We start from the raw sequence: 25,458 nt of genomic DNA, 5'->3' as shown, positions 1-25,458 counted from the left end.
CTCGCATCCCGGCCGCACAGGAGACTTGGCCGGGATGACTGACAACAGCGCTTCAGACGGTCGTGCCGGAATCGACGCAGGCCTGGTCCGGCGGTTGATCAAGGCCCAGTTCCCGCAGTGGAGCGAGCTGCCGATCACGCCGGTGAAGGTCGACGGGTGGGACAACCGGACCTATCGGCTCGGTGATGCCCTGACTGTGCGGCTTCCGACGGCTGCCGGCTATGCGCCGGCCGTCGACAAGGAGGACGAGTGGCTGCCTCGGCTGGCGCCACAGTTGCCGGTGGCGGTGCCGGAGCCTCTGGGCAAGGGTGTGCCGGGTGAAGGGTATGCGTTCAACTGGTCGATCAGGCGGTGGCTAGAAGGCTCTACCGCCTCGGTGGACCGCATCGACGACCTGCCCGGCTTTGCTGTCTCCGTAGCCTCGTTCATCCGCGCGCTGCAGCGGTGTGACGCTACTGGTGGCCCTGCAGGTGGGGCGCACAGCTTCTTCCGGGGTGCGTCGCCGGTGCACTACGACGACGGGACTCGGCAGGCGTTGGTGCGGCTGGCGGATCAGGTGGACGTCGCAGCCTGCACCGAGGTCTGGGAGGCAGCGATCGGCTCGTCCTTCGCGGGGCCGCCGGTCTGGTTCCACGGGGACATCGCGCACGGGAATCTGCTGGTCGTCGATGGGCGGCTGTCGGCGGTCATCGACTTCGGTACGTCGGGAGTCGGCGACCCGGCTTGTGATCTGGTGATCGCGTGGACGATGTTCTCGGGTGAGAGTCGTGAGGCGTTCCGGCGTACGGTCGCGCAGGATGCGGGGACCTGGGCGCGGGCTCGCGGATGGGCCTTGTGGAAGGCCTTGATCACGGACGATCTTCACGTCGTCGAGCAGGTGCTGGCCGACTCAGTCTGAGTTGGCCAGGTCTGCTCGGGAGGCCGCGTTGAGCTTGCGCAGGACCTTGGCGACGTGTTGCTCGACCGTCCGGGGTGAGAGGAACAGGACGTCGGCGATCTCACGGTTGGTGTGGCCGCGGCCGAGCAGGCGAGCCACTTCCTGCTCCCGCGGCGACAGCTCGGCGCCGTAGCCACGGCGGCCTCTGCGGCTCGGAGCAGCGACTCCGTGGTTCCGTAGCTCGTGGCGGCAGCGTGCTGCATCCCTGAGCGCTCCCAGGCGGTCGAAGGTCTCCGCCAGCTTGGCGAAGGCGTCGGCCGGCTGCTTCAGTGCGAGTCCGCACTGCGCTGCGCGCTCCGCGACCAGTGCGGCGAAGTACGGCGCCGGCAGGGCCTCGTACTGGATCTCTACTTCTCTATAGAGCTCCACTGCTCGCTTGTAGTCGCCCTCGTACTCCGCGAGCTGCGCTCGACCACAGCGCAACGCCACCCGTGCCAGCGGCGCCTCCAAGTCGGCCGTACAGTCGTCCAACTCCCCCAGCAGCTTCCGTACTTCGTCATCGCGCCCATCAGCAAGCAGCACGGCGACTGCCGACGGCACCAGCTCCCCCGCCCACGACCAGACCTGCTTGCGACGCAGGAGATCCAACCCACGGTTGACGGTCGTCACTGCGGCCTGGAGCTCATTGCGGGAGAGCTGCATCCACGCGAGCAGACCGAAGCTGCCCAACGCGATCGGCGCGATGGCGTTGGCTGGCTCGTCGATCCCCGTGGCAGCCAGGTAGGCCTCGGCCTCAGCCCACTCACCACGTGCGACGGCCAGCGAGGCCAGTACCAGCGACAGCTCGCTGGTGAGCGGGAACAGGTCGCGGTACTCGTCCAGTAGCTGGCTCGCGCGTTCGTCGAGCCCGGCCCACTCGCCAGTGAACCAGTCGACTCTTGCCTGGGTCGCGCGCGCAGTACTGACGACGAAAGGCGCTCCGCAGTCGGTGGCGAACTGGAGGCCGCTGCGGAGGAAGTCGGTGGCCTTGCCGTAGTAACCGATCGACATGCACGCGTCGGCGAGATTGCAGTGCGCTCTGGCCAGGTGGCGCAGCTCGGCCGCACTGGCTCCGTCGGACGCCAGCTCAGCGACCTCTGACAGGACGAACGGGTCACCCGCGTGCAGTCGCGAGGCCAGGAGGTTCGCGCGCAGTGAGGTGATCAGTACCGGATCGGTGGCCTGGTGAAGACGCTCGTCGGCTCGCTGCGCCCACAGCCCGGTCTCGTCGAGCGTCGCCGCGCCAAGCCAGCATTGGGCCAGGACGGAGATCGCTCGGGCCTCGAGATCTGGTCTGTCCACCAGGTCTCCAAGGGCTCGCTCGATCTCTGCCCGGCCTGCCGCGATGCTGCCTGCCGCACGGATCATCAGCAGGCCCGCGTAGAGGCGTACCTCGCCACGGACTCCAGGTGAGAGCCGGTGGTCGGTCAGCAGCCGCTGGAGCGTGTCCATCGGGTCCCGCTGATCCAGACCCGTGTAGGCCACGGATCCCAGCTTCGACGCGAGCCGGTCCAGTGCCTCGACCGCCTGGTCGGGCTCAGCCAGTAGGCGTTGCAGCAGGCGAGTAGCGGTCGAGGCGTCGCCGATCTCTCCGGCCCTGTCGGCCGCGGCCTCTCCGAACCGCCGCCACTCCTGCGTGCGACCAGCGAGCCGACTGTGCTCGGCCAACTGGAGCAGCGGCTGCGGACTGGTCTCCGCGAGGGTCTCTGCGATCCTCCGGTGCAGTGCTTGCCGCTGCGGACTCGGCAAGCTGTCATAGACCGCTTGCCGCCCCAGCGCATGGCGGAAGTCGTAGCGGCCGTCACCCGAATCCCTGAGGACTCCTGCTGCCAATGCAGAGGTGAGTGCCGCGTCGACCGCGTCTTCAGCCAGACCAGTCACCCGCCCGAGCAACTCACTCGCCGCCGGGATCCCGAGGGCTGCAGTGGCATAGCTAACCTCCCTGGCCTCCTGCTCCAGCCCAGAGAGCCGCTCAGCCATCGCATCCCGCAGCAAAGCCGGTACTTCGACCTGCTCAAGCGCCCGCCGCGCAGTGCTCCCATCGACCGGCAGCGGCAACGTCCGGACCGCCTCCTCGATCACTGCCGGGATGCCGGCCGTCCGGTCATACAACAGCTCGGCCAGGTCGCCCGCGATCGCTTCCACGCCCAGAATCCCGGCGGTCAGCGACCGGACTCCGGCCAGGTCGAGCGGCTGCAAAGCGACTACCGCGCTCGGCAACCAGACCGGCGGCCGGTACTCCGCTCCCAACGGCGGTCCGGTCGTCAGGTCCTCCCGCCGGTAGGTGACCAGGATCGACAGGTTCTCGGGCGGGTCCGTCATCAGGAACCGCAGCAGCTGGCGGGACCCGTCATCCGCCCAGTGCAGGTCCTCCACCACCAGCAGCGCCGGACCAGCTGCCGCCAGCAGTTCGCGGATGGCCCGGAACACCTGGTGCCGCTCAGTCGCCGGGTCTGCAGCTGGCCAGTGCGCGTCAGGGAACCGGTCTGCGAGCTCCGGTAGGAGGGGGCGCAGTACCGAGGTCAACGGGCCTAGCGGAGTACCGGAGTGGCGTGGGTAGCTCCTGAGCGCCTCGACCACAGCGCCGTACGGGAAGGGCTCGCGCAGCGGCTGGCAGAAGCCAATCATCAGGTGTCTGTCGCGTACGTCGGGCTCGCGCAGCAACTCGCTGATCAGGCGGCTCTTACCGATCCCCGCCTCGCCCTCGACCAGCGCAACGCCGGACTGGCTCGCCGTGGCGGCCAGTAGGCGCAACTCATCGGCGCGGCCGACCAGCACTGGCGAACTGGTCCTGGTGATCGGTGCTCCAGCCATCTGCGCTCCCGTGGATGTGGGGCCGAGCCTACGGGGGGAAACCCATTTCTGTGAGGGTCCCGGCACCAATAGTCACGTACCCCTACCTACTGCTGCCCGGATTGTTCCCGTCCGAACCCGCCAGGACAGTGATCGGACCGGCCACCCCACCCCCTCCGCCCTGGGTGGCCGGGGACCGAACGGAGAGCTGATGAAACTCCCACGCTCAGGGGCCTATGGCGCCATCGTGTGTCTGTCACTCGCAGTACTGGCGCCACCGGCGCAGGCTGCCGCCCCACCACCCGCGCCCAGCCCCACCATCCGGGGTGCTGGTGCCCCGGGCACCATTCCAGGCAGCTACATCGTCGTGCTGAAGGACGGTGCTCGCGCAACGGCCTCCACCTTGGCCTCCAAGTACGGCGGCAAGGTCAAGCTGACCTACACGACCGCACTGCGCGGCTTCTCGGCCTCCTTGACCGAGGCCGAGGCACTAAAGCTTGCTGCGGACCCAGAGGTCAAGTACGTCGAGCAGGACGGCAAGGCTCACGCCACTGACCGCCAGGCCAACCCGACCTGGGGTCTCGACCGGATCGACCAGAAGGCGCTGCCGCTCGACCAGGGGTACACGTACCCGACCAAGGCCACCAACGTCACGGCGTACATCGTCGACACCGGCATCTACAAGACGCACAGCGACTTCGGTGGCCGGGCGACCGACGGCTACGACTTCATCGACAACGATGCGATTGCCAACGACTGCAACGGGCACGGCACGCATGTCGCCGGTACGGTCGGCAGTACGACGTACGGGGTCGCGAAGGGCGTCGCGCTGGTCGGCGTACGGGTGCTGGACTGTCAGGGCAACGGCGAGTGGTCCCAGGTGATCGGCGGGATCGACTGGGTCGCCCAGAACGCGAAGAAGCCGGCCGTCGCCAACATGAGCCTGTCGGGCGAGGCGAACTCGTCGGTCGACGACGCCGTCCAGAAGGCGGTCGCCGCCGGCGTCACCTTCTCCATTGCCGGCGGCAACAACAACGGCGCGAACGCCTGCAACTACAGCCCGGCCCGGGCGCCGGAGGCGATCACCGTCGGCGCCACCGACAACCAGGACACCCGGTCCAGCTTCTCCAACATCGGGACCTGCCTGGACATCTTCGCGCCGGGATCGGGGATCACCTCGACCTGGAACAACGGCGGCACCAACAGCATCAGCGGTACGTCGATGGCGGCACCGCACGTCGCGGGTGCCGCGGCGCTCTACCTGGCGGGCAATCCCTCGGCCACGCCTGCTGCGGTCGCCTCGGCGCTGACCAGCAACGCGAGCGCCGGTGTCGTGAAGAACGCGGGCAGCGGTTCGCCGAACAACCTGCTCTACACCGGCTTCATCGGTGGCGGCGACCCCGAGCCACCGACGTGTGCGGGCGGCACCTCGACCGAGGACGCGGCCATCCCTGACGCGGGCGCAGCGGTCTCCACCTCGGCCACCATCACCGGCTGCGACGGCAACGGGACGTCGACGACCAGCGTCAAGGTCGACATCAACCACACCTACACCGGCGACCTCCAGGTCGATCTGGTCGGGCCGTCCGGTGCAGTCATCAACCTGCGCAAGGCCGGCGGCGTCGGCTCCCCCGACGGACTCCACCAGACCTTCACCGCCAACACGTCGGGCGAGACCCGCAACGGCACCTGGAAGCTGCAGGTGAAGGACGTCTACCGCTTCGACAGCGGCACGATCGACGGCTGGTCGCTCAACTTCACCCCGACGGCCGCCAACTACGAGGGCGACACGGTGCCGGTCAAGTCGTCGACACCCGGCGCCAACTTCGCCGATGGGCAGGACGCGACCGTCAGCGAGTTCCCGTCCATCATCGCGGGACTGCGCGAGGGCGGCACCCGGCCGCAGGGCCAGACCTGCACCGGTACGGCGATCGCACCGCGCAAGATCCTGATCGCGGCGCACTGTGCGGACGCGGCCGGCGCCAAGAGCTTCCTGTACGGCCTCAACGATCTGAACGCCAGTGGCGGGACGCGGGTCGGCGTGGTGTCGTACATCAAGCACCCGAAGTACGTGAACTTCGACCAGGGGTACGACGTCGCGGTGGTCACCACGGACGCCGACATCCCGGTGCCGGGTGGCAAGTACGCGTCGTACGCGACCTCTGCCGACGCCGGTCTCGAGAAGCCGGGCGTGACCGCGCAGGGCTTCGGCTATGGCAAGAAGGACTTCGACGACACCGCCCGCGACGTCACGCTGGACAAGGCGTCGCTGCCGATCGTCGACGGCGCGCAGGTCTGCAACGGGGTCGGCGCCGGGTTCAAGCCCGCGACGATGATCTGCGCCGGGTACGCCGACGGCCGGGTGACCATCCTGCCCGGTGACAGCGGCGGCCCGCTGATCGTCCAGGGCAAGGTGATCGGCGTCGCCTCCTGGAGCCGCTCGGACTTCAAGTGGTACAGCGTCTACGGCCGGCTCACCAACGACATGGGCGACTGGGTCAAGACCCAGGTCGGCGACGCGCCTCCGACCGGCGACTTCGGCGTCGGCGTCTCCCCGGCCACGCTGAAGGTTGCCGCCGGCAAGTACATCTCGACCACGGTGACCAGCACGGCCGGCTCCAGCGGGTCCGAAAGCCTCACCCTCACCACCTCCGGCCTGCCGACCGGCGCGAAGGCCACCTTCCAGCCCGAGTCGATCGCCTCAGGCTCCACCGCCAAACTCACCTTCGAAGCCGGCACCAACACCCCGGCCGGCAACCACACCATCACGGTGACCGCTACCAACGCGGCCGGCAAAACCGCCACCGCATCGGTCACCCTCACAGTCGAAGGCGACCAGCCGCCGACAGGGGACGTACAGGTCACCGCCACGCCGTCCAGCGGCTCCGTCACCCAGGGCCAGCTGGCCCAGACGGTGGTCAAGGCCGCCGGCGGCACCGGCAACCTCACCCTCACCGCCACCGGCGTCCCCACCGGCACCCAGACCTTCTTCAACCCGACGACCATCGCCCAGAACGGCACCAGCAACGTCTGGTTCTTCACCAGCTTCCAGACGCCGCGCGGCACCTACGCCATCAAGATCTCGGCGCGGTCGGCCGACGGCAAGACCGGCACCACCACCTACAACCTCACCGTCCGCTAGCCGGCCTGACGGGCTCCCACCTTCGCGGTGGGAGCCCGTCAGGGCAGGAGTTCGAGGACCTTGGCGACGATGCCGAGGGCGGGGGTGGCGATGTCGGCCGCCTTGCTCACGGTGGTCTTGATCCGCTCCAGTTTGGTGCGGGTCTTGTCGACGTCGGGGCCGTTCAGCTCGCCGGCCACCTCGTCGATCAGCTGGGCGACCTGTTCGCGCTGGTCGTCGGTCAGCTGGTCGCTGGTCAGGACCAGCCGCAGCAGCGTGGTGAGGTCGCTGCCGGTTGCGTGGGCGTTCTGGAAGTCGGTGATGACGGTGTCGACCGGGCGGTTGATGAAGGTCGTCTGGCCGTGGAAGTTGAAGTTCTCGGTCATGGCCTGTCCTCCGGTGTGAATGACGACTGTCGCGCCCTTGAACTCATAGCCTCTGGCGGCCGGTACCAGCTCCGCCCGCAACCGCTGCTCGGCCGCGGCCAGCTGCCGCACGATCCCGCCTTCGTCCGGGCCGCTTCCGTCGATGGTTGCCGACAGGTCGCTGAACAGCCGGCGGAAGGTTGCCATCGAGGCGTCCCCGATCGGGAAGACGTACTTGTCCCGCCCGGACGCAAGCAGGACCAGGCACGGCAGCTCGGCCCCCGGTACGCCGAGCTCGCGCGCCACCTCGTACGCCCCGAGCTTTTCGTACGGCGTCCACTTCAGCCATCGCAGCGCGCTCAGCATCCGGTACTGCTCCGGGCTCAACCGGTCCTTCCAGTACCGCCCGGCCGTCCGCCAGCTCTGCGGTCGCTCGAAGACCGAGATCTCGAACAGCTCACCGGACAACGTGTTGAGCTCATCGAAACGAGTCCGTACGAAGGCAGCCAACTCGACGTCCGCGTCGGTGTAGAGCAGCACCCCGCGGATCTTGCGAGCCCGCCGCCTGGCCCGGTCCGAGTACTGCAGCTGCGCGAAGACGTCGGCGGGATCGGCGGCCGGGATGAAGTCGTACATCCCTTTCATCCGGTGCTCGATGTAGAGCACCACCAGATCCCCGTCCAGCAGCCCGGCCGCCTCGACGGTTTCGTCCGCTGCGAACTCTTCGTCGGTGGCCGGATCGGCCAGCCAGGTCCGGAGGCCGTCGACCCTCGAGGCCTGGCCGGCCGCCCGCGCTTCGGTCAGCGCCAGCACAGTCAGCTCGCGGACGGTCGGCGTACCGGCGACCTCGACCGTGCAGGAAACCATCGCCTCGTCGAGCTGTTGCCATCGGTCGCCGGCAGCGCCGAGCTCGCCCAGCGCGTAGGCGACGCCGCTACCGATCAGTCCCGAGATCTCGACGGAATCGCCTTCGCGCACGGCGACGTACAGACGCATTCGCTTCCCCCAGAGGCCGGAGCCGGTCAGCGTAGCGTGTTGAACGAGTCCCGGATGATCTCCAGGGCCTCGGTGGTCTCCTCTTCGGTCAGGGTCATCGGTGGGGCCATCCGCAGGACGTTGCCGTAGAGGCCGCCCTTGCCGAGCAGCAGGCCGCGCTCCATGGCCTCCTGCTGGAGCTTGACCGTGACGGCGGCGTCAGGCTTGCCGTCGGCCGGGTTGATCAGCTCGGTGGCCAGCATCAGGCCCTTGCCGCGGACGTCGCCGAGCTCGGGGAACTCGTCGGAGATGCCGCGCAGGCCGTCCATCAACTGCGCGCCGCGCTTGGCGGCGTTGGCCTGAAGGTCGTTGTCGAGCAGGTACTCGATCGTCGCCTTGGCCGCGCTGGTGGAGATCGGGTTGCCGCCGAAGGTCGACAGGCTGTTCGCGCTGAGGCTGTCCATCAGCTCCGGCCTCGCGACGACCCCGCCGATCGCGAACCCGTTGCCCAGGCCCTTCGCGAACGTCATCGCGTCCGGCACCACGTCGTGCGCCTGGATGCCCCAGAAGTGATCCCCGGTCCGGCCCCAGCCGGTCTGCACCTCGTCGGAGATGAAGAGGATCCCGTACTCGTCGAGCACCTCCTTGAACGCGGCGTACAGGCCGTCGGGCGGGGACGAGAAGCCGCCGACGCCCTGGATCGGCTCGACGATCATGCAGGCGACGTCGCCCGCGGTACCGGTGTTGATCACCTCGCGGAGGTCGTCCACGCAGACCTTGATGTACTCCGCGTCCGGCAGGTCCTTGAACGGGCTGCGATAGCGGTACGCGCCCTGCACGTACTGCACGTTGACCGGCGACAGGCTGCTCGCCGACCAGCCGCGGTTGCCGGTGATGGCGACGGTGCCGAAGCCGCGGCCGTGGTACGAGTTGCGCATCGCCAGCACCTGGTTCGAGCGGCGCTTCTGGGTGGCGAACAGCATCGCCGCCTCATTGGCCTCGGTGCCGGAGTTGGTGAAGAAGACCTTGGCGTCCGGGATGCCGGACAGCTCCGCGATCTTCTCGGCCAGCTCGATCTGCCGCCGGATCAGGTACACCGTCGAGGTGTGCGCGATCCCGGTGGCGAGTTGCTCGCGGACCGCGTCGGAGATCTCCGCGATGTCGTACCCGATCGCGTTGGTCAGGATGCCGGCGAAGAAGTCGAGATACTCCTTGCCCTCGCCGTCAGTGACCCGGCGGCCGGATCCCTTGACGATCTCGATCGGCTGCTCGTAGTACAACGCAAGCCAGTCCGGCATGACGGCCTTGTGACGCTCCCACAGCTCCGCGTGTGTCATGTACTTAGCAATACCTCATCCAAGAGCCAACCGCTATCACGCCCCGGCGGTGGCCTAGGGTGACTCCTCGTGACAATGCCGAGCATCCCTCACCTTGACATCGAATCGCTGCGGCATTTCGACGAGGTGATCGCCGCCGGGGCCACCTCGATGGGCGGGTGGCGGGTGCAGTCGGTGGACCTGACCGGGCGTACGGCGGTACTGCTCAAGTTGTCGCCGATGGGGTCGCTGTTCCTGGGCTGCCCGATGGAGGAGCCCGCGGCCGACTGGGTGCGCGACGGCGGCGGGCTGATCTTCCCCACCATCCCGGAGCTGCCCTTCGACCCGTACCGCGGCCGCCTGTACGACGCCGACGAGCTGTACGCCGGTCTGGCGGACGGGTACGAGGCGACCCCGGACGCGCGGATCTACGCCTGGTCGAGGCAGCACGACGAGCGCGGCGACATCAGTCGCACTCTGGCGGCCGCACTGCACGACCACTCGATCGCCGACTCGCTGCATGAGCTACCCGACGGCAGGCCGTGGATCGGCGTGATGGGCGGGCATGGGATCGCCCGTACCGACCCGACGTACCGGTCAGCCGTCCTGCTCGGCCGCACGCTCGCCCGCTCCGGCCTGACCGTCGCGACCGGGGGTGGGCCCGGCGCGATGGAGGCAGCCAACCTGGGCTCCAGCCTCTCGGGGTATGACGACGCAGCGGTCGCCTCAGCCCTAGCCATGCTCGCCGGTACGCCGTCCTTCCGCCCGTCGATCGCCGACTGGGCCCTGAGTGGCCTGGCAGTCCGCCAGACCTTCCCCGGCGATGGCGGCGTCTCCATCCCCACCTGGTTCTACGGCCACGAGCCCCCGAACGTCTTCGCCAGCTCCATCGCCAAGTACTTCTCCAACGCCCTCCGCGAGGACGTCCTCCTCAGCCGGGCTCGCGGCGGCATCATCTACCTCCCCGGAGCCGCCGGCACCGTCCAGGAGATCTTCCAGGCCGTCACCCCCAACTACTACGGCGACCAGGTCATGCAGACGCCGATGATCCTGGTCGGGGTCGAGCACTGGTCACGAACGGTCCCCGTCTGGGATGTCCTGGACCGCCTGGCCGCTGGCCGACCGATGGCGTCGTCGATCCACCTGGTCGATTCGATCGAGGAAGCGGTCCAGCTGATCTGCGCCGGCTAGCCACTGCTGGGGCTTCGCGCCCTGTGCTACACAGGGACTTGGTGTGGCCGAAGGGAGCCGGCGGTGACCGTCCACGACAGACCTGCGTCGTCACCGGCCGCACGCGCCGAGGCGCTGAACGCGGTGGCCGATGATCTCGCCGGTGAGCTCCAGCTGCAGCCGTTGCTGGAGCGGATCCTGCAGCGCTGCACCGAGCTGATGGGCTGCGACGCGGGCTCGATCTCCAGTGTCGACGAGACGGCGGGCACCTACCGCAAGCAGGCCGACATCGGCGTCCGCTGTCAGTCCGGCCGGGTGTTCCCGCTCGGCGAGGGGATGACCGGCGAGGTGGTCCGCCGCCGCGGCCCGGTCTGGTTCGACCGGTACGACGATGTCGTCGGCGGACACATCAGCGCTGAGGACCGGGCCACCCTCACGAGCGTGATCGGCGTACCGCTGGAGTGGCGCGGCCGGATCATCGGTGCCTGCGTCGTCTTCTCCCGGGATGCAGGCCGCCGGTTCGACCGCGCCGATGCCGATCTGCTCCGGATGTTCGCCAAGCACGCGACCGTCGCACTGGTGAACGCCAACTCCTACGAGGCTGCCGAGGAGCGAGCCCGGCTCCAGGCTGCCTCGGCCGAGCGTGGGCGGCTGCTGGACGAGGTGCACGACCTCCTCGCCCAGGGACTCGTCGGCATGCTGTCCGGGCTCGAGCGGGCGGAGCAACTGGCACCCGTGGAGCTCGCTGGTCAGCTCCGGGAGGCCCAGGAGTCGGCGCGGGACACGGTCGCCTCGATCCGCCGGGCGCTGCTCGGCGCGGGCAGTTCGCCGCTCGAAGGCCACAGCCTCGAGGACGTACTCCGCTCCGAACTCGCCTGGGCATCACGCGCCAGAGCCGTCGACGCCCGCCTGGTAGTCGCCGGTACGCCGGTAGCGCTCGACCGGGCCCTGGCGCAACGGGTGTTGAGCGTTGCCCAGGAGGCGATCACCAACATCGTGCAGCACTCCCGCGCCAAGACAGTCCGGGTCGGGCTGGCGTATGAGTCGGCCTCCCTCTCCCTGCTCGTGCAGGACGACGGACAGGGGTTCGCGGCCGGGCAGGGGCTGCGGGAGCCGGATGAGTTCCGCACTGGCCTCGGGCTGCGACGCATGGTCGAGCTGGCGCAGGGGGCGGGTGGTTCGCTGTCGCTGGACTCCATGCCCGGCTGGGGAACCAGTATCCGGGCAGTGTTCCCGCACCAACGTGCGGTGATGGCTAGCGACGTACGGGTGGACGTACTGGTGGTTGCGGCTCAGCCGATGCTGCGGGCTGGGTTGTCGCGGCTGCTTGCCTGGTCGGAGCCACCATTCTCGGTTGTCGGCGAGGCATCGACGACAGCCGAGGCACTGGAAGCAGTGGGGAGGCTGCGGCCGGCAGTAGCGGTCGTCGCCGTCAACGAGGAGCCACTGGCCGATTCACTGGGGTTGATCCGTGAGCTGGTGAAGGGCGAGCAGGCGCCGGCGGTGATCGCGGTCTGCCGGCCCGGCGATGACCAGGCCGTGGTCGATCTGCTGCTGGCCGGTGCCCATGGGTGTGTGGAGACCACGGCCGATGGTGCCGCGTTGGCGCGAGCAGTTGCCGCGGCGGCCCGCGGTGAGTCGATCGTCCCGCACGGCGAGGTCTGGGAAGGCAGGCTGTCCAGCGAGTCGCATGCGGACGGGTTGACTGCCCGCGAGCGCGAGGTGCGCGCCCTTGTCCAGCAGGGGTTGGGCGATCGAGCGATCGCCGAGCAGCTGGTGATCTCGGTCAAGACGGTCGAGAAGCACGTCAGCGCGGTACTGCGGAAGACCGGCGCGCGCAGCCGCTCGGAGCTGATCGCCGGGTCCCAGGGACGCCTGAACCGCTGACGGTCCCGGTAGGGATATCCCCCAGCAAAGACGGGGGATTCTCCGCACTGACACAGGCGATCGCCTCTTCTAGCGTTACGGCGGAGGAGGTGCCGCGATGGCAGTCGTCGCGCTGAAGGAGATCGTCGATCGAGCCCTGGCCGACCGGTACGGCGTACCGGCGATCAACATCGTCAACGACCTGACCCTCGAGGCCGTGCTCGCGACCGCGGTCGACCGGCGCTCGCCGATGATCGTGCAGACCTCGGTCAAGACCGTCCGGTCGATCGGCGCCGACGTGCTGATGGCGATCTGGCGCGGCATGACGGCGGGGATCGAAGTACCGGTGACGCTGCATCTGGACCACTGCCCCGATCGCGCGGTGATCAGCGACTGCCTGGCCAAAGGCTGGAACTCGGTGCTGTTCGACGCCTCCGTGCTGCCGGTCGAGGAGAACCAGCGGCAGACCGTCGAGGTGGTCCGCGAGGCGCACGCCGTCGGCGCCCACGTCGAGGGCGAGATCGAGTCGATCACCGGGGTCGAGGACGGCATCGGCTCCGATGCGGAGGCCAAGCGGCAGTCGCTGGAGGTGTCGCTCGCCTTCATCAAGGAGACCGGGGTCGACGTCTTCGCGCCCTCGATCGGCAACGCGCACGGCATCTACTCCAGCGCGCCGGAGCTCGACGGGCAGCGCGTCACCGATCTCGTCGAGGCGACCGGGATCCCGATCGCGCTGCACGGCGGCAGCGGGATGACGGACGCGCAGTTCCACGACCTGATCGCCCGCGGCTGCGCGAAGGTCAACATCTCCACGGCGCTCAAGATCGCCTACATGAAGGCGAACCTCGACTTCCTGCGCGACGCCGAGGCGAAGAACTCCTGGGACCCGCCGTCGCTGTTCCGGCACGTGCGCGCCGACGTGGTCACCCTGGTCGACGGCCTCGTCGACCGCTTCGGGAGTGCGGGGAAGGCATGGTGAGCGCCCTCGTCCTCGACGTCGACGGCACGCTGGCCGACACCGAGCGCGACGGCCACCTGCCGGCGTTCAACCAGACCTTCGCCGAGTTCGGGCTGCCGGTGCGCTGGTCCGAGGACGAGTACGCCGACAAGCTCCGGATCGGTGGTGGCAAGGAGCGGATGGCCAGCCTGCTCACCCCGTCGTTCGTGGCCGAGTCCGGTCTGCCCGAGGACTGGGAGGCGCAGGCCAAGGTGGTGGCCCGGTGGCACCGGCGCAAGACCGAGCTCTACACCGCCATGGTTGCCGACGGCGCACTGCCCGCCCGGCCGGGGATCGTGCGGATCGTCGAGGAGGCGTACGCCGCCGGCTGGCGACTCGCCGTCGCCTCGACCTCGGCCGAGGCGTCCGTCCGCGCGGTGCTGGAGCATGTCGTCGGTCGTACCCGGGCAGCTGACTTCACCGTCCTGGCCGGCGACGTCGTACCGCGGAAGAAGCCCGCGCCCGACGTCTACCTGCTGGCTCTCGAACGTCTCGGAGTGCCCGCTCACGACGCGGTCGCGATCGAGGACTCAGCACTCGGGCTCGCGGCGGCCCATGCAGCCGGGATCGCCTGTGTCGTCACCGTCAACGGCTACACCGCCCACGAGGAGTTCGCCGAGGCGGCCTTCGTCGTCGACTCGCTCGGCGACCCGGAGCTCGAGCCGATCACGGTGCTGGCCAACCACAGCGCCGCCTCCCCCGGCGCCTACGTCACCCTCGCCGACCTGGCCGCTGTCCTGCCGGCCGTCACCGCGTCACCCACGTCACCTGCGTCGCCGAACGGAGGCACCGACCATGACTGATTCGCTTCCCGAGGTCGAGCGGGTGGTCCGGACGATCGCCCGGACGGCGGTGGCCAACGAGAAGTACTTCGGCGATCTCGACGCGGTCGTCGGCGACGGCGACTTCGGCTACTCGCTGGCCCGCGGCTTCGAGATCGTGCTGGCCGACTGGGACGGCTTCGACCGGACCGACAGCTCGACCTTCCTCAAGAAGGTCGCCGTCGTCATCACCAGCCGCATCGGTGGTACCTCCGGACCGATCTGGGGCACCGGGTTCCTGCGCGCCGCCACCGCCGCGGCCGGCAAGACCGAGCTGGACGGGCCGACCGTGGTGGCGATGCTGCGTAGCGCGGCCGAGGGAATCATGACCCGCGGCGGCGCGAGCCTCGGCGAGAAGACCCTGCTCGACTCGCTCGTCCCGGCGACCGACGAGATCGAGAGTCAGGTTGCCCAAGGCAACGACACGCTCACCGTACTCCGCGCTGCCGCGGCCGTCGCCCGGACCACGGCCGACGACACCGCGAAGCTGCAGGCCCGTCGCGGGCGGGCCGCCTACACCGGCGAACGCAGCATCGGCAGCGTCGATGCCGGCGCGACCGCGGTCGCCGTCCTGTTCGAGGCATTGGTGCAAGAGTGGCAAGGAGGCCCCTCGTGAAGAAGTTCGTCAACGACCCGAAGAACTTTGTGCCGGAGATGCTCAAAGGCATCGCGCTGGCGAATCCGGACTCGCTGCGGTACGTCCCGGAGTACAACCTGATCATGCGCGCGGACGCGCCGAGCCCGGACAAGGTGTCGATCGTCCAGGGGTCGGGCTCCGGCCACGAACCGGCGCACGTGATGGTCGTCGGCAAAGGCATGCTCGATGCGGCCTGCCCCGGTGACGTGTTCGCCGCGCCGCCGATGGACTACGTGCTCGAGACCAGCAAGCTGCTCGCCTCGCCGAAGGGTGTGCTGCATCTGGTGAACAACTACACCGGCGACCGGATGGCGTTCGACATGGGCCGCGAGATGGCCGAGGCCGACGGCGTGACGATCAAGACGCTGATGGTGGACGACGACGTCGCGGTGGCCGACTCGACGTACACGGTCGGCCGGCGCGGGGTGGCGGGCAACTTCTTCGTGATCAAGGCGGTCGGGGCGGCGTCGGAGTCCGGCGCGGACCTGGACGAGCTGGTCCGGATCGGCGAGAAGGTCAACTCGGTGACCCGGACGATGGGGATGGCGCTGACGTCCTGCACGCCGCCGGCCAAGGGCAGCCCGCTGTTCGAGCTCGGCGACGACGAGATGGAGATCGGCGTCGGCATCCACGGCGAACCCGGCCGCCGCCGCGAGAAGCTGGCCGATGCCGACACGATCATCGACGAACTGCTCGAAGCCGTCGTGACCGACCTGCCCTACGAGCGCGGCGACAACGTGGCGCTGATGATCAACGGGCTGGGCGGCACCCCGATCAGCGAGCTCTACATCCTGTACGGGCGTGCGCACGAGCAACTGGCCGGGCGCGGCATCACCGTCGGCCGCAGCTATGTCGGCGAGTACTGCACCTCCCTCGACATGGCCGGCGCATCGGTCACGCTCGTCAAGCTCGACGACGAGATCACCTCACTCCTCGCAGCCCCCGCGGAGGTCGCAGTCCGCGTCTTCTAACCGTGCTGACCACCAAGCGGGCGTGCAGTCTGCTGACTTGGCTATCCACCGAAGCGGGCGTGCAGCAGATTGGAGATGTCCGGCGGGCAGTCCGCCCGCCGGGCCAGCCTGAGACTGATGACGCCCCGGGTCCCGGCCTCCACCAGCGCGACGCACTCGGCAATCGCGGCCTTGTTGGAGGCTGAGCAGTGCGGCCAGGCGTCCTCGAGTCGCGGCATAGCGAGGGGTTGCGTGGTGACGACCCGGATCAGCATGTCCGCGAGGTTCTTGCGCGGCCGACCGGACTTGTCGGGGCCAGGTCTTTCTCGCCAGACGACGGCCGCCGAGTCGATGGTGGTAAGCACTCGTACCGCGAGGTCGCCCAGCTCTTGAAGGCCGAGGTGAGTCGCGCCGAGCGTGGTGACAGCAGCCAGCAGCCGGGCATAGGCCGCGGACCTGGCCCGGGAGTCTGCTGCGGACGACCGTTCGAGGGCAACCCGGGCGGCCTCGAGATGCGCTTCGATGATCAATAGCGCGTCGGCCGTGCTGATTCCGGTCGCGTGGTCGATCGAGCTGATCAGCCGGATCAGCGCGGTCTGGACCTCTTGGTCCTCGCCGCTGGCGAGCGAGCGCACCAGCCGGTCGACGACGACAGGTCCCCAGGTCTCCGGGAGCTGGAGGCTTGTGGTCTGTTGGTCCACCGCGGCAACCACGGCCCGGACGGAGTGTGGTTGCTCCGAGGCCACCAATCCGAGCAGCCACTCCAGACCCGGCCCCTTGAGCTCTTCTCGATCCCACTCGTTCAACGAGTCGGCCGTAGCCTGGGCGGCGGCCCTCGCAACCTTCGGCCGGGTGCCTTCCAGAAGTTGCTCAGAGACCCATTCGCGAGCGGTGGCCGAGACGGGTGTCAGTCGGCCCTGCAGGCGGGCGATCTGCTCGAGATCGGCCGGATCCCCGGACGTACACAGCGCCCTGAGCTCCGTTTCGAGTTCGCGGACGACGGCCGGCTCGGCCGTGGACACAACGACGGCGAAGGCACGGCGTACCGTCGATCGTCCGTGCATCAGACCGTCGGCGTCCTCGACCGAGAAGCGGGTCAACCGCTCGACGTACTCCCGCAGCCTGCTGGGGTTGTCGCAGGCGAGCTTGAGGACGACCGGCCAGATCACGTGTGGATGATCGCCCAGGTAAGCCTCCATGGAATCGGCGAGCTCCGACTGGGCGTGGGCGTCCACCCGTCCGGCTAGATGGCTCGCCACCGTGGCCAACGTGCCCAGCACGCCGTTCGAGGTCGTCCGCGGTGTCCGGATGACGGCCTGAGCAACCAGGTCAGGCTCGTCGGCAGCCAGATTGAGAACGGCGTTCGTGTACTGCGTCCGCTCGATCGACGTGTCCGGATCGAAGACGGCCGCCAGCAACTCCCGTGCCGTTGCCCGGTCGGCGCACAGGTGGCGCATCAGCCGCAACTGGCAAGCGTTCCAGCGCTCCGGCAAGGCCGCGCCGAGCATCGACCGCCAGTCCGACCAACCTGCCGCCGCGCGAACCTCGGGCTCCTGCCAGACACTGATCAACAACCCGGCGGCGTCCTCCGTCGCTCCGGTCGGGCACTTCAGACCGAATGCCCGCACGATCAGCGCTGTCGTCAGCTGTGGACCGGCAGCCCGATGGCGAGCCACAGCCAGTACCCAGGCCCTGGCCGGCTCGGGTAGTTGGCCGTACCGGTTGACCAGCATCCGGAGGTCGATCCCGGTCGCATCGGCTGTCACCGCGTCTTCGAGCAGCCGCCTGATGACCGGCCCGATGTGCCTCCTCCGGTCGGCGGCCATCCGCTTCAGACAGATATCCAACGCGCGCCCCAAAGGCGCGGCCTGGTCTGCCGGTCGGGCGGCGGGGATCAACGGTCCGACCGTCATGGCGACCGTGGGGAAGCTCGAGGTGTCGGCGTTGCCCAAGCACCACAGGGCGATGTCGAGCGCAGGACCGACACAGTCTCCGGCCGCCGACTCCAGTACGCCGACGCTCGCGATGAGGAGCGCCGGGCGGCGCTCCTTCAGCTCAGCGGCCAGGCGCTCGATCAGCCGGCTGTCGTCGTGCGCCATCGCACTCTGGAAGTGGAGCCGGATCCCCTCGACCGAGTCCCGGGGCACATGTGCGGCCAGCTCCTGCAGCCGGTCCGAAGGGATCTCCAGCATCAGCAGGTGCTTGGCGACCGCCCAGTAGCCGGGTGCTCCGGCGCGCAATCCGGCCTCCAGCCGGTCCAGCTCGGCCGAGGTGGCGCGAATGGCGAGGTGGCGCGCGACGGCGTACTCCGCATAGGTCTGGTGGAAGAAGGCGTACCGCCCGCCGAGCACCTGGACGGTTCCCTCGCTGAGTAGATCGTTGAGGCCGGTAGCGGTCATCGCGTCGTCTGCTGGAACGTACTCGATGAACCGGCTACCGCTGGCCTCCCAGACAGACGCCGCGAGCCCCTCGGCGGCCTGGACCTGATGCGCGGCCCGGTCGGCCCGCCTGCCACGCCGGTCCCTGGCCACGCGGCCTTCCCAGTAGGCCTCATAGAGCCGTGTGATGGTGAGGCCTGCCGGGACAACACCTGCGGCGGCATAGATGTCGCAAGCCATCGCGAGGCGCAGTGGCGAGGAGAAGACATCTCTGACACCTGCTGCGGACAGGCGGTGGCTCAGGCTTGCCGCGAAGGTCTCCCGCCGGTCCTGCGGGAAGGCACTCGCCTGTACGTACGCTGCCGCCCATTCGCTGATCTCATCGGAGGTCAGTGCCGGGACGCGATAGAGCGTCTCCACCAGGTCGCGCTCAGACTCCAGGTAGCTGTGCCACTCCTGGTCCCGGCACGTCATGAACAGCAGGGCCGTGCGTGCGATCTGCCGCAGCACATAGGCGACGTCGTCCGCGTTCTGCTCGGTCAGGATCAGGTCGAGAGTGTCCACGATGACGACGGCCCGCGAGCCGGCCGGCAGGTTCGCCAGGATCGCGGTCAGTGGGCCTGCTTCCCGGTCGCCGGCGGCCGCTTGCCCGAAGGCCAGGTCGACCGCGGCTGAGTCGGTCAGTGCCGCGGAGGCCGGGATCCGGGTGCATGGCACGAAGATGGTCGAGGTATCGGCCTGGAACCGTTCGAAGAGCTGGCCGGCGAGGACGCTTTTGCCGAGCCCTCCCTCACCGATGATCGCCAGCGACTTGGTTAGTCCGCCGACTGCGGTTTCGAGAGCGCCGAGTCGGTCCATTCCTGGCAGGATCTCCGGCTGGGTGCTGCGTCTGGCCTGGGCACCCGCAGCCCGGAGTACGGCCAAGGCATCCCCACTCCAAGCCTTGCCGTCCGTCCTGAGCAGCTCGGCCGTTTCCTGCCGCCAGAGGTCGACGTTCGCCAGCAACTCCGCGATCCCGGCCCGCTCGGCGCGGCCGGCCAGGTCGGTTTCGTGGACCGTACGGGAGATGAACTCGCAGGTGAGATCGAGGAGGCGATCGAAGTACCGCTGCGCGTCGTCCGACAGCAGACCGGCCCGGCGCTCTCGTCCGCCATGGTTGAGCAGGTACGTCCGCAGCGACTCAGCATCGCGCAGCGCCCGGCCGAGGGTCTCGCGTTTCGGTGCGGCCGCGAGGAGTTCCTCAAGGGCTAGCTCTGCTGACCCCAGGTCGCCGTCGGCCGCGTGCCGGAACTCATGACCGGCCCGGTTCAGAACCTTGACGGCCAGCTCGGCCGGCAGCTCGGTGAAGTCGCCGGAGGCCGCCAGGCTGCCATCGCGCAGCTCTCTGGCCGCGTCGGCGAACCGGCTTCCGCCTGCGAGATGAAGGATGGCCAAGACGATGTTCGAGTTGTGCGCCAAGCGCTTCCTCGGCAAGGCCACCTCCTTCCCTGGGTACGAACCTCAGGCGACGCGGGTCGGGGTGAACTGCATCCTCGGATTGGCGTAGGCGTCCTGCGACTCGATCAGCTGCAACTCGCGCTCGCCCGACTCGTGGGTGCGAGTGAGCAGGTCGAAGACGCTCGAGGTGGCGCGGGCGAGCGCGTCGGCGAGGTCGCCGGTACGTCCGTAGTGGGCCGTGAAGAGGGCGGCCGTCACGTCGCCCGAACCGTTCGCCTTCATCGGGATGTACGGCGTCTGGACGAGCCACGCGCCGCTGTCGTCGACCGCCAGCATCTCGATCGTGCCCTCCTCGCGGTCGGGCCGCTCGACGCTCGTCACGAGCACCGTGCGCGGGCCGGTCGCGCGGACCAGCTCCACCGAGGCCAGCGTCGACTCGAGGGTGTCCGGCTCGGTGTTGGTGAGGAAGCCCAGCTCGAACTGGTTCGGCGTGATGATGTCGGCGGCCGGTACGACCCGATCGCGCAGCAGCACCGGGATCGCCGGAGCGACGAAGCAGCCGGACTTCGCGTTGCCCATCACCGGGTCGCAGGAGTAGACCGCCGCTGGGTTGGCCTTCTTCACCCGCTCGACCGTCTCGAGGATGACGTCGGCGATCCCCTCACCGCCCTGGTAGCCCGACAGCACCGCGTCGATCTGCGGGAAGACTCCCCGCTCCTCGATGCCCAGCACGATCTCGCGAACGTCGTCCGGGCTGATCAGCGGACCACGCCATGCGCCATAGCCCGTGTGGTTGGAGAAGTTGACCGTGTAGACCGGCAACACCTCCACGCCGATGCGCTGGAGCGGGAAGACGGCGGCCGAGTTGCCCACGTGGCCGTAGGCGACCGCGGACTGGATCGAGAGGATCTTCACCGCTCGATCATCCCATTTCAGGACTGCCGCCGTTCGTGCCGGTGCGGTTCAGTCCTCGCCGGTGAGCCAGCGTTCGGCCTGATCGAGCCAGTTGTCGACCTCTTCGACGTCGTAGCCTCGGAGAGCCGGACCGGCGTGAACCGCACCTTGCGGAGCTCGCGGACGGTGACAGGGCGCTTGACCGGCTCGCCGTTCACCGTCGCCATCACCCGTTCGACGAACTCGTCGACATCCTCGAACGAATAGCCCTCGCGGATACGGACCGGGGTGAACAGCGGCCCCTCGCGGTGCTGCCCGGTAGGCATCGGGCGGACGGCCGGACGGTCCGGCATCCACTGCTCGGCGTCGGTCAGGAAGTCGTCGACCTCCTGGGCCGAGTAGCCGGGGCCGAGCAGCGGAGTACGGAATGCAGCGCTGCGCAGATCCTCAACGGTCACCGACGGTGTGGTCGTACGGTTCACCGTCGCCAGGAGCTTGTCGATCAGAGCATCGACCTCGGCGCGGTCGTACCGCTCGCCGAAGCGCTTGACCGCGAACTCCGGGCGGAGCACGCGGTCAGTCCTTGTTGGCGGCGGCGAGCTGGCCGCAGGCGCCGTCGATCTCCTGGCCGCGGGTGTCGCGGACCGTGGTCGGAATGCCGCCGGCCTGCAGGCGACGGACGAACTCGCGCTCGTCGGCCGGGTCGGAGGCAGTCCACTTGGATCCGGGCGTCGGGTTCAGCGGGATCAGGTTGACGTGCACCCAGCCCCAGTCGCCGCGGGCGGCCAGCTTCTCGGCGAGCAGGTCGGCCCGCCAGGCGTGGTCGTTGATGTCGCGGATCATCGCGTACTCGATCGAGACCCGGCGCTTGGTCTTCTCGGCGTACCCCCAGGCGGCGTCGAGGACCTCGTCGACCTTCCACCGGTTGTTGATCGGGACCAGCTCATCGCGCAACTCGTCGTCGGGCGCGTGCAGCGACAGCGCCAGGGTGACCGGGATGCCCTCGGTGGAGAGCTGGTTGATCCGCGGCACCAGGCCGACGGTCGACACGGTCACGCCACGCGCCGAGATGCCCAGGCCATCGGGCGAGGGCTCGGTGAACCGGCGTACGGCGCCGATCACGGCCTTGTAGTTGGCCATCGGCTCGCCCATGCCCATGAAGACGATGTTGTTGACCCGGCCGGGGCCGCCGGCGATCTCGCCACGTGACAGTGCGCGGGCGCCGTCCACCACCTGCTCGACGATCTCGGCGGTGCTCATGTTGCGGGTCAGACCGGCTTGGCCCGTCGCGCAGAACGGGCAGGCCATGCCACAGCCGGCCTGCGACGACACGCACATCGTGGTGCGGTCCTTGTACCGCATCAGCACGGACTCGACCAGCGAACCGTCCAGCAGCTTCCAGAGCGACTTGCGCGTCGTGCCGTTGTCGCACTCCAGGTCGCGGACCTTGGTCAGCAGCGGCGGCATCAGCTCGGCGACCAGCTTGTCCCTGGTCGCGGCGGGCAGATCCGTCATGTCGGCCGGGTCGTCGGTCAGCCGGGCGAAGTAGTGGTTCGACAACTGCTTGGCCCGGAACGCGGGCTCGCCGAGCGCCGTCACCGCGGTGCGGCGCTCCTCCCCACTGAGGTCGGCCAGGTGCCGCGGCGGCTTCTTGGCACGGCGCGGCTCATCGAAAACGAGCGGGAGGGAGGTAGTCATCGCAACCCATTGTCGCGCGGGCGGTCGACGATTCACAAATTCACATCCCCGACGTGCCGGGGATCACAACTCGGTCGCGCCGGCCTTACGGTCGGAGTGGCCCAGCTGCCGGTCCGGCGCGATCCGGTCCCGGACCATTTGCTTCAGCAGCGGCAACTCGATGAACCCGCCCTCGGCCTTCCGCGACCAGAGCAGCTCGCCTTGCAGCGAGATGTCGAAGATCCCACCGGTCCCCGGGACCAGCGCCACCTCCCCCAGCTCCTTCGGGAAGGTCGTCAGCAACTCCTGCGCGGTCCACGCCGCCCGCATCAGCCAGCGGCACTGGGTGCAGTAGTGGATCTCCAACCGAGGCTCTGTCGTCACAGCCTCAAACTTATCTTTCCGCTCGATGGGTTGATGTGGCGACCGAGGTCGCCACATCAACCCAGGCTCAGGTCAGGCGGAGTAGCCCTTCGGCGGGATCAGGGTGGCGAGCTGGTTGAAGGTCAGCCAGTACGTCGCCGGGCCGAAGCCGGCCGGGTCGGCGATCAGCACGGTCGAGTCGCTGGTGTCGTAGCCGATCACCGTGAAGTAGTGCCAGATCGTGTAGTTCGGGTAGCCCGGCGGGTGGTTGTTGGCCGGGGCAACGATGTTCGCGACGATCGCGTAGCCGCGGTCGATGTCGTACTGGATGTCGTACCAGAGCAGGTTGCGCTGCGCCTGGGTCGGCGGGTCGTTCGGCATCTCCTTGGTCTCGTAGTACCCGGTGTTGAGCCGGTTGTTGAGGACCCGGGTGACCTGGCCGATCCAGTCGGTGCCGTTGGTCGTGGTGGGCAGCTGGTTGGCCAGCTCCTGCTGGCTCGGCGGCGACGACATCCGCGCCGACAGGGCCATCCGGGTCGCGGCCGGGCCACACCAGTAGCCGGTCTGCTGGTACTGGAACTGGATGCTCAGCGAGCGCAGGGTCTGGGTCGAGTGGCCGAGCGTCGGCACCTTCTTGGCCGCGGCGGCCTGGTTGGCGGCGAGCGTGGCGCTCGACAACCCGGTACTGACCTTGGCTCCTGTCTGGGCAGTGGCCGCCGGTCCGGGCGCCACCGAGGCCGACGCGGCCATCGGAATCGACACGCCGGCGATCAGGGCCAGACCGCATGCCACGGCCTTCAACTTCGTGGTCGTACGCCTCCCGAGCCTCACGGGCGGCTGGAACAGATCACTGTTCATGTGTGAGCTCCTCAAGCCCTCGACGCGGCGGCCTCCGTGGCCGTCGCACATGTCAGTGGATTCCTTCCGGCCGGGCTTGTAAACCCACTCTCCGGGCACGTCCGGGCACGCTCAGCGACTGACATCGGGGTGTTTTCGCAGGTCAGCGCGTTGTCATCAGATTTCCATCGCCCTCTGGGAGCCGTGAAAATATCACCGGCAATTTCGACGCAGATCGAAACCGGCCGCTGTCACCGGGGAATGGGGACCTGGGTGCGCCAGTTGGACTCTTCATGGATTCACTGGCCGGTACTGCGCTCGCGGGGGTCCCGTTGTCGGTCCTGGACCGGTCGCGGACCCGGGCGGGCGAGACAGAGGCGGAGACGCTTCGGGGAACCGTCCAGCTGGCGCGGCAGGTCGAGGAGCTCGGGTACCACCGGTTCTGGGTGTCCGAGCATCACAGCGTGCCGGGGGTGGTCGGGTCGGCTCCTACTGTCCTGGCGGCGGCGGTGGCGGCTTCCACGTCTCGCATCCGCGTTGGCACTGGTGGAGTGATGCTTCCCAATCACCAGCCATTGGTTGTGGCGGAGCAGTTCGGCGTACTGGAGTCGCTGTTCCCGGGGCGGATCGACATGGGGCTCGGGCGATCAGTGGGCTTCACCAACGGGATCAGGCGGGCGCTGGGCGTCGAGAAGGACGCGGCGGAGGACTTCAGCGACCAGGTGCGAGAGCTGCTCGGGTACTTCACCGGTACTCAGCAGAACCATCCGCAGGTCCATGCACGTCCGGGCGAGGGCCTGACCGTGCCGCCGTTCGTGCTGGCGATCGGGGAAGGCGCTGTGCTCGCAGCCTCGCTCGGACTGCCCCTGGTGATCGCTGGGGTCAAAGGCGAGCAGGAGCTGCTGAGCCTCATCGACCGCTACCGCACCGACTTCCAGCCGTCCGCTTGGGCGGGTGCGCCTTATGTCGTGCTGGCTGCCACAGTGGCAGTGGCTGCGACTGGTGAAGCGGCTAGGCGACTACTGCTGCCTGAGGCCTGGTCCAGTGCGTACTCGCGGACCCGTGGCGTCTTCCCGCCGCTGCAGTCGATCGCCACGGTGCTGGAGCTCGACATGACCGAGAAGGAGCGCGGGTTCTTCGAGCAGTCGCTCAGCGGGCAGATCTACGGCACGCCTGCGGAGGTGGATGCCGCGCTGGGCGGGTTGGTGCAGCGGACGGGCGCGGACGAAGTACTGATCACTACGAACACGTACGACCGCGCCGATCTGCTGGAGTCCTACCGGTTGCTCGGCGAGCTGGCTGGACTCAGGAGCCTCACTAGCCGCTGATCCGGTCCTGGAGCTTCTTGCGGACGTCCGGCCACTCGTCGGCCAGGATCGAGAAGACGACGGTGTCACGCCAGGAGCCGTCGGCCAGCTTCATGTGCCGGCGGAGAACGCCCTCACGCGTCGCGCCGAGCTTGGCGATCGCGGCCTGGGAGCGGGTGTTGGCGAGGCCGGTCTGGATCTTCACCCGGCCGAAACCGCAGTCCTCGAAGGCGTGCTGGAGCAGCAGGAGCTTCGCCGCGGGGTTGACCTTCGTGCCCCAGACGGCCGGTGCGTACCCGGTGTAGCCGAGGTGGGTGCGCTCGTTGTGGAGATCGACGTCGGCCAGGCTCGACGTGCCGACGACGGTGCCCTCGGCGCCCAGTTCACTGTCGGCGGCCAGGCGGACGACGTACGCGACGCGGTTGGCAGCCGCGGGGATCCACGTCTCGCGCATGTGGCCGACGCTGGCCGGCATCGCGGCCGGCCCGCCGCCGAATCCGCCGGCATAGACCTGCTCGCTGGCGATCGCGGCGTACAGGGAATCGATGTCCGAGGCAACGAGCCGGTCCAGCCGGACGATGTCACCGTGCAGGGAGCGGCCGTCGGGTGCGATGGTCATACGGCCATCGAACCCGGCG

At 68.8% G+C, this 25,458-nt stretch carries 19 protein-coding genes; 9 read left to right on the top strand and 10 right to left on the bottom strand.

Features of this window, described 5'->3' with window-relative positions:
• The first annotated feature begins 34 nt into the window (after nucleotides 1-34).
• On the top strand, nucleotides 35-898 hold the full coding sequence (locus ABD768_RS41430) for an aminoglycoside phosphotransferase family protein (RefSeq protein WP_344850265.1): 864 nt from the start codon (nucleotides 35-37) through the stop codon (nucleotides 896-898).
• On the opposite strand, the gene ABD768_RS41425 is transcribed toward ABD768_RS41430, so the two are convergent.
• Entirely contained in the window at nucleotides 890-3,730 is a 2,841-nt protein-coding gene (locus ABD768_RS41425) for a helix-turn-helix transcriptional regulator (protein WP_344850263.1), read from the bottom strand. The genes ABD768_RS41430 and ABD768_RS41425 overlap by 9 nt on opposite strands.
• A 190-nt stretch (nucleotides 3,731-3,920) precedes the next feature.
• On the opposite strand from ABD768_RS41425, the gene ABD768_RS41420 reads away from it, so the two are divergent.
• The gene (locus ABD768_RS41420; RefSeq protein ID WP_344850261.1) at nucleotides 3,921-6,851 is read left to right on the top strand and encodes a S8 family serine peptidase; all 2,931 of its coding nucleotides are present in this window, start codon (nucleotides 3,921-3,923) and stop codon (nucleotides 6,849-6,851) included.
• 38 nt (nucleotides 6,852-6,889) lie between these two features.
• Here ABD768_RS41420 and ABD768_RS41415 read toward each other — a convergent pair whose 3' ends face one another.
• Both ABD768_RS41415 and ABD768_RS41410 read right to left on the bottom strand, forming a co-directional pair.
• Complete coding sequence (locus ABD768_RS41415; RefSeq protein WP_344850258.1) at nucleotides 6,890-8,191, bottom strand: hypothetical protein; 1,302 nt, start codon at nucleotides 8,189-8,191, stop codon at nucleotides 6,890-6,892.
• Nucleotides 8,192-8,217: 26 nt separating this feature from the next.
• A complete protein-coding gene (locus ABD768_RS41410; RefSeq protein ID WP_343977414.1) occupies nucleotides 8,218-9,507 on the bottom strand; it encodes an aspartate aminotransferase family protein in 1,290 nt (429 codons plus the stop codon).
• A gap of 75 nt (nucleotides 9,508-9,582) precedes the next feature.
• Between ABD768_RS41410 and ABD768_RS41405 the strand changes: the two genes are divergently transcribed.
• The 6 genes from ABD768_RS41405 (at nucleotide 9,583) to dhaK (ending at nucleotide 15,948) form a co-directional block, all read left to right on the top strand.
• Nucleotides 9,583-10,677 carry an LOG family protein gene (locus ABD768_RS41405; RefSeq protein ID WP_344850256.1) on the top strand — a complete coding sequence of 365 codons (1,095 nt, stop codon included), beginning with the start codon at nucleotides 9,583-9,585 and terminating at the stop codon, nucleotides 10,675-10,677.
• Between the two features lie 63 nt (nucleotides 10,678-10,740).
• The gene (locus ABD768_RS41400) at nucleotides 10,741-12,543 is read left to right on the top strand and encodes a hybrid sensor histidine kinase/response regulator (protein WP_344850254.1); all 1,803 of its coding nucleotides are present in this window, start codon (nucleotides 10,741-10,743) and stop codon (nucleotides 12,541-12,543) included.
• Nucleotides 12,544-12,640: 97 nt separating this feature from the next.
• Nucleotides 12,641-13,501, top strand: a complete 861-nt coding sequence (locus tag ABD768_RS41395; protein ID WP_344850252.1) for a class II fructose-bisphosphate aldolase — start codon at nucleotides 12,641-12,643, stop codon at nucleotides 13,499-13,501.
• Entirely contained in the window at nucleotides 13,498-14,322 is an 825-nt protein-coding gene (locus ABD768_RS41390) for an HAD-IA family hydrolase (RefSeq protein WP_344850250.1), read from the top strand. Before ABD768_RS41395 ends, ABD768_RS41390 begins: the two co-directional genes overlap by 4 nt.
• Nucleotides 14,315-14,956 carry a dihydroxyacetone kinase subunit DhaL gene (gene dhaL / locus ABD768_RS41385; protein ID WP_343977429.1) on the top strand — a complete coding sequence of 214 codons (642 nt, stop codon included), beginning with the start codon at nucleotides 14,315-14,317 and terminating at the stop codon, nucleotides 14,954-14,956. Before ABD768_RS41390 ends, dhaL begins: the two co-directional genes overlap by 8 nt.
• On the top strand, nucleotides 14,953-15,948 hold the full coding sequence (gene dhaK / locus ABD768_RS41380; protein WP_344850247.1) for a dihydroxyacetone kinase subunit DhaK: 996 nt from the start codon (nucleotides 14,953-14,955) through the stop codon (nucleotides 15,946-15,948). Before dhaL ends, dhaK begins: the two co-directional genes overlap by 4 nt.
• A gap of 41 nt (nucleotides 15,949-15,989) precedes the next feature.
• Here the strand turns inward: dhaK and ABD768_RS41375 are convergent, their stop codons facing one another.
• The 6 genes from ABD768_RS41375 to ABD768_RS41350 form a co-directional block, all read right to left on the bottom strand.
• Nucleotides 15,990-19,778 carry an NACHT domain-containing protein gene (locus ABD768_RS41375; protein ID WP_344850245.1) on the bottom strand — a complete coding sequence of 1,263 codons (3,789 nt, stop codon included), beginning with the start codon at nucleotides 19,776-19,778 and terminating at the stop codon, nucleotides 15,990-15,992.
• Between the two features lie 27 nt (nucleotides 19,779-19,805).
• A complete protein-coding gene (pdxY, locus tag ABD768_RS41370; RefSeq protein WP_344850243.1) occupies nucleotides 19,806-20,657 on the bottom strand; it encodes a pyridoxal kinase PdxY in 852 nt (283 codons plus the stop codon).
• A gap of 17 nt (nucleotides 20,658-20,674) precedes the next feature.
• A complete protein-coding gene (locus ABD768_RS41365) occupies nucleotides 20,675-21,208 on the bottom strand; it encodes a DivIVA domain-containing protein (protein WP_344850241.1) in 534 nt (177 codons plus the stop codon).
• A 4-nt stretch (nucleotides 21,209-21,212) separates the two neighbouring features.
• On the bottom strand, nucleotides 21,213-22,334 hold the full coding sequence (gene rlmN / locus ABD768_RS41360; protein WP_343977443.1) for a dual-specificity RNA methyltransferase RlmN: 1,122 nt from the start codon (nucleotides 22,332-22,334) through the stop codon (nucleotides 21,213-21,215).
• A gap of 63 nt (nucleotides 22,335-22,397) precedes the next feature.
• Nucleotides 22,398-22,697 (bottom strand): Rdx family protein, encoded by a 300-nt coding sequence (locus ABD768_RS41355; protein WP_344850239.1) that lies wholly within the window; start codon nucleotides 22,695-22,697, stop codon nucleotides 22,398-22,400.
• 72 nt (nucleotides 22,698-22,769) lie between these two features.
• Entirely contained in the window at nucleotides 22,770-23,534 is a 765-nt protein-coding gene (locus ABD768_RS41350; protein ID WP_343977447.1) for a C39 family peptidase, read from the bottom strand.
• Nucleotides 23,535-23,806: 272 nt separating this feature from the next.
• Here ABD768_RS41350 and ABD768_RS41345 point away from each other — a divergent pair, with 272 nt between their 5' ends.
• Nucleotides 23,807-24,841: an LLM class flavin-dependent oxidoreductase gene (locus ABD768_RS41345; RefSeq protein ID WP_343977450.1), complete on the top strand. Its 1,035-nt coding sequence runs from the start codon at nucleotides 23,807-23,809 to the stop codon at nucleotides 24,839-24,841.
• Here the strand turns inward: ABD768_RS41345 and ABD768_RS41340 are convergent.
• A complete protein-coding gene (locus ABD768_RS41340; RefSeq protein WP_343977453.1) occupies nucleotides 24,831-25,439 on the bottom strand; it encodes a GNAT family N-acetyltransferase in 609 nt (202 codons plus the stop codon). The two genes, ABD768_RS41345 and ABD768_RS41340, sit on opposite strands and share 11 nt — an antisense overlap.
• Between the last annotated feature and the right edge of the window lie 19 nt (nucleotides 25,440-25,458).

Source organism: Kribbella ginsengisoli, assembly GCF_039537185.1.
Classification (GTDB): domain Bacteria; phylum Actinomycetota; class Actinomycetes; order Propionibacteriales; family Kribbellaceae; genus Kribbella; species Kribbella koreensis.
Note: the sequence above shows the minus strand (reverse complement) of the source record. Positions and strands in the feature narration are given on the sequence as shown.

What these genes read in the sequence shown, in the direction of transcription:
- ABD768_RS41410 (WP_343977414.1), bottom strand. Translation starts at nt 9,507, where the DNA reads ATGACACACGCGGAGCTGTGGGAGCGTCACAAGGCCGTCATGCCGGAC.
- ABD768_RS41420 (WP_344850261.1), top strand. Translation starts at nt 3,921, where the DNA reads ATGAAACTCCCACGCTCAGGGGCCTATGGCGCCATCGTGTGTCTGTCA.
- dhaL (WP_343977429.1), top strand. Translation starts at nt 14,315, where the DNA reads ATGACTGATTCGCTTCCCGAGGTCGAGCGGGTGGTCCGGACGATCGCC.
- ABD768_RS41430 (WP_344850265.1), top strand. Translation starts at nt 35, where the DNA reads ATGACTGACAACAGCGCTTCAGACGGTCGTGCCGGAATCGACGCAGGC.
- ABD768_RS41350 (WP_343977447.1), bottom strand. Translation starts at nt 23,534, where the DNA reads ATGAACAGTGATCTGTTCCAGCCGCCCGTGAGGCTCGGGAGGCGTACG.
- rlmN (WP_343977443.1), bottom strand. Translation starts at nt 22,334, where the DNA reads ATGACTACCTCCCTCCCGCTCGTTTTCGATGAGCCGCGCCGTGCCAAG.
- ABD768_RS41405 (WP_344850256.1), top strand. Translation starts at nt 9,583, where the DNA reads ATGCCGAGCATCCCTCACCTTGACATCGAATCGCTGCGGCATTTCGAC.
- ABD768_RS41395 (WP_344850252.1), top strand. Translation starts at nt 12,641, where the DNA reads ATGGCAGTCGTCGCGCTGAAGGAGATCGTCGATCGAGCCCTGGCCGAC.
- ABD768_RS41345 (WP_343977450.1), top strand. Translation starts at nt 23,807, where the DNA reads ATGGATTCACTGGCCGGTACTGCGCTCGCGGGGGTCCCGTTGTCGGTC.
- ABD768_RS41340 (WP_343977453.1), bottom strand. Translation starts at nt 25,439, where the DNA reads ATGACCATCGCACCCGACGGCCGCTCCCTGCACGGTGACATCGTCCGG.
- ABD768_RS41425 (WP_344850263.1), bottom strand. Translation starts at nt 3,730, where the DNA reads ATGGCTGGAGCACCGATCACCAGGACCAGTTCGCCAGTGCTGGTCGGC.
- ABD768_RS41415 (WP_344850258.1), bottom strand. Translation starts at nt 8,191, where the DNA reads ATGCGTCTGTACGTCGCCGTGCGCGAAGGCGATTCCGTCGAGATCTCG.